The sequence below is a fragment of the Lentimicrobiaceae bacterium genome (assembly GCA_023227965.1).
In the GTDB taxonomy this organism is placed as follows: domain Bacteria; phylum Bacteroidota; class Bacteroidia; order Bacteroidales; family JALOCA01; genus JALOCA01.
In genome coordinates this window covers 1-3339 of sequence record JALOCA010000075.1, presented here as the reverse complement: position 1 = coordinate 3339, position 3339 = coordinate 1, and the positions used below count along the sequence as shown (strand labels likewise).

General features: G+C 40.1%; 3 protein-coding genes. 1 reads left to right on the top strand and 2 read right to left on the bottom strand.

Going from position 1 to position 3339, the window contains the following annotated elements:
- Nucleotides 1-658, bottom strand: a 658-nt coding sequence (locus tag M0R21_13735; GenBank protein MCK9618884.1) for an NAD-dependent epimerase/dehydratase family protein, incomplete at its 3' end; no start/stop codon positions are given.
- Nucleotides 659-1022: 364 nt separating this feature from the next.
- On the opposite strand from M0R21_13735, the gene M0R21_13730 reads away from it, so the two are divergent.
- The gene (locus M0R21_13730) at nt 1023-1838 is read left to right on the top strand and encodes an HAD family hydrolase (GenBank protein ID MCK9618883.1); all 816 of its coding nucleotides are present in this window, start codon (nt 1023-1025) and stop codon (nt 1836-1838) included.
- A 182-nt stretch (nt 1839-2020) separates the two neighbouring features.
- On the opposite strand, the gene M0R21_13725 is transcribed toward M0R21_13730, so the two are convergent.
- On the bottom strand, nt 2021-3262 hold the full coding sequence (locus M0R21_13725) for an IS256 family transposase (GenBank protein MCK9618882.1): 1242 nt from the start codon (nt 3260-3262) through the stop codon (nt 2021-2023).
- Nucleotides 3263-3339 lie beyond the last annotated feature (77 nt).

Below are 3339 nucleotides of genomic sequence, written 5' to 3'. Positions count from 1 at the left end.
TATCTTTTAGAGAAATTGTCTGCTCGCTTGCACCGTTTATTGCACCGCAAAAATTATTTTCTGCAAAGACAGCAAGAAATTTTCCGGCTTCATCGGAACGTACGAACGCCATTTGATTGTCATAATAATCAATAAACATTGGCTTTTGATTTATGATATGGTCTATGTAAAAATATAGACGTTTTGTATAATCATCAGGACCAATGGCAAAGGGGAAGCGAACTGAAACCGAATGAATATGGGGATATTCCTGATATATGGCACATTCCACCTGCCGTTTTATTTCATCATACGGAAAATCGGTTCGATTGCACCATACTAAAGGTTTTTTGAGAGGATTAAACTCATATTCTTTTGTGTCAATATGTTTATCATAGACTGCTGTTGTGGAAATGGTCACATATTTTTTACAATTTATTGAGTCTAAAACATACTTAACATCATTGGAACAATACGCCAGGCTGTCAAACACCACATCATAAAACGTTCCGGACAGTATGTTTTTTATACTATCCGCATCTGTCCGATTGATTAATACGCGGTTAACTGAATCCTTGAAACCATCAGATGTAATTCCTCGTGTTGCTATGGTTACTGTATATCCTCTTGTGATCAAAGACTTTATCAAGTGTTTTCCCATAAAGCGTGTTCCACCCAAAACTAAAACGTTTATTATACACACCCCCTATTTAGATTCCCTTTATTGTATTTCTATTCATTTTATTACTCTTGCTTATATTGTTGATAGAGTAACCACCTTTTAAGGGCTCCTGATAAAAACAGCATACAAGATACAATTGGAACTGTCAATTTATTGGCATTTTTTTATATAGCTAAATTTCTGAGAGATCTCCCCTGCTCTTTTTGATCAGATCTGTAACGGTATGACAATGATTTTATGGAATATCTATCTTAAAAAATAAGTTGTTGCACGTTGAATAAATATATGAATTTAAATACGATAATTATCTATATATTTTAAATTTACAAATGCTATACTATTAATATAGGAGGTTCGACCAATGATTAAAATGTTGGTGATTGATTTAGACGAAACTCTTCTGCATAATGATAAAACGATCTCCCAATTTTCAGAAGAAGTGTTGCAAAAAGCAAGTATGGAAGGAATTAAAATCGTATTTGCAACGGCGAGACCGATTAGGGCAACCAGGGATTTTCAAAAACAGATTTCGTGTGATGCTGTTATTTGTCACAATGGAACGCTTACTTTAGTGGATGGAAAATTGATAGGCAATCACCAGGGTATTCCTATGAATGAAGCAATACAAATATTAAATACTATGCAAAATAAGTATCCAGATAAAAAATTGTCCATAGAAATTAATGATAAAATATATGCAAATTTTGATACTTCTTTAATTTGGGGTAAATCAGAGAATGACAGAGAAATGTTAAGAAGATCTACAGTCTATTCAAATTTTTCAGATTTGCCCGATTTTATTGCTGACAAAGTTTTAATTGAAATAAATTCTGAAAATGAATATCAAGAAATACTGGCCAATATTTCTACCAATTTGTATGCTCAACTTTCCGATGGCGGGAAGCTGTGCCTTGTAATGAATAAAAGTGCAACCAAGTTCAATGCAATTGCACAATTAGCAGAACTTTGGAGTATTCCTATCTCGCAAATAGCTGCTTTTGGAGACGATTATAACGATATTGAAATGTTGCTGAATTGTGGTGTTGGTATTGCAATGGGGAATGCAATTATTGAAGTTTTAGAGGCGGCTGATGCAGTAACCGATACAAATAATGAGGATGGAGTGGCAAAATACATAATGAACAGTATATTATGCCAAAATCCTAACATAAATTGATGGGAGGAGGTGTGAATTTACTTTGTATCAGGTAGTGTAAAGAATTTTGTGTATCCCTCAGTAGTAATCAAGGGATAAAATGGTTCAGGATGCAAGAGCCAATGATCCGAGGCCCTTTTCCCTGATGGCAATAGTATAGCAGGTGGTTTTGTTTCTTGTAAAGAGTGAAAACGGGACATTTTTTACTGGTAATCTTCCACCCGAATCCGTTCCTCAAAAATGATCACCAGTTGTCCGAAGATTTCATGCCAGCCTTGAATTTTCCCCCATTTCCCGGTAATATCCTGAATGGCCAGATAGAGCGATTTCAGCAAAGCGGTGTCAGAGGGGTAGGCGGCTTTAGCTTTGGTGAATTTCCGAAGGCTGCGGTTGAAGTTTTCAATACGGTTGGTGGTATAGATCAACCGGCGGATATCCGGCGGATATTTGAAGAATGTGCTGAGTTCCACCCAGTTTTGGCGCCAGGATTTGATGGCGGCCGGATACTTTTTGCCCCATTTATTCTCAAAGGCGTCCAGTTCCGTCACTGCCGCTTCTTCCGTCGAAGCCTGGTAAATCTTTTTCATTTCCGCCGTATAGACCTTCAGGTCCTTGTAGCTGACATACCGCATGGCATTGCGGACCTGGTGAACGATACAGCGCTGGATGTCCGCTTCCGGGTAAACGGACCGGATTGCGTCATTGAATCCGGTCAGGCCATCGACCGAACAGATCAGGATATCCCGGATCCCGCGGTTCTTCAGTTCATTCATGCAGCTGAGCCAGTATTTGCTGCTCTCCGATTCCCCGATCCAAAGCCCGCACACATCACGATCTCCTTCCATGTCAACACCAATCGCAATGTACACGGCCCGTTGTTTCACCATCCCGTCGGTCCGGACTGGATAATGGATGGCGTCGAAAAACATCATCGCATACAGTGATTTCAATGGACGGCTCTGCCATTCCTTGATGTCCGGTAAAATCTTGTCGGTGATTTTCGAGACCATTTCCGCGGATACTTCCGTCCCGTAAAGCGACTGGATATGCTCAGAGATGTCACGGGTACTCATCCCTTTGGCATACATGGAAATGATCTGGTTATCCAGCCCCTTGATTTCCCGCTGGTATTTGGGTACGATCTTCGGTTCATACTCTCCCTTGCGGTCACGAGGGATGTCAATATCGATTTCTCCGTACTCGGAGCGCAAGGTCTTGCTGGAGCTTCCGTTCCGGCTGTTGTCCGTAGATTTGTTATCGTTGTCGTTTTTGGCATACCCCAGGTCCTCTTCCAATTCCGCCTGCATCATCTTCTCCACAGTCCCCCCGACCAGGTCAGCCAATGCTCCTTTGATGTCCTCCGTGCTTTTGATGTCATAGGCTTTAATGAAACCTTCAAGCCATCCTTCCGGCAACCGATCCGATTTCCTTTCTCGCTTTGTCATAAAAAAAATCCTCCTATGGTTATTATATTTTACCATCTGAAGGATTTACACAAAAATTTTTACAGTCTCTCAACAAT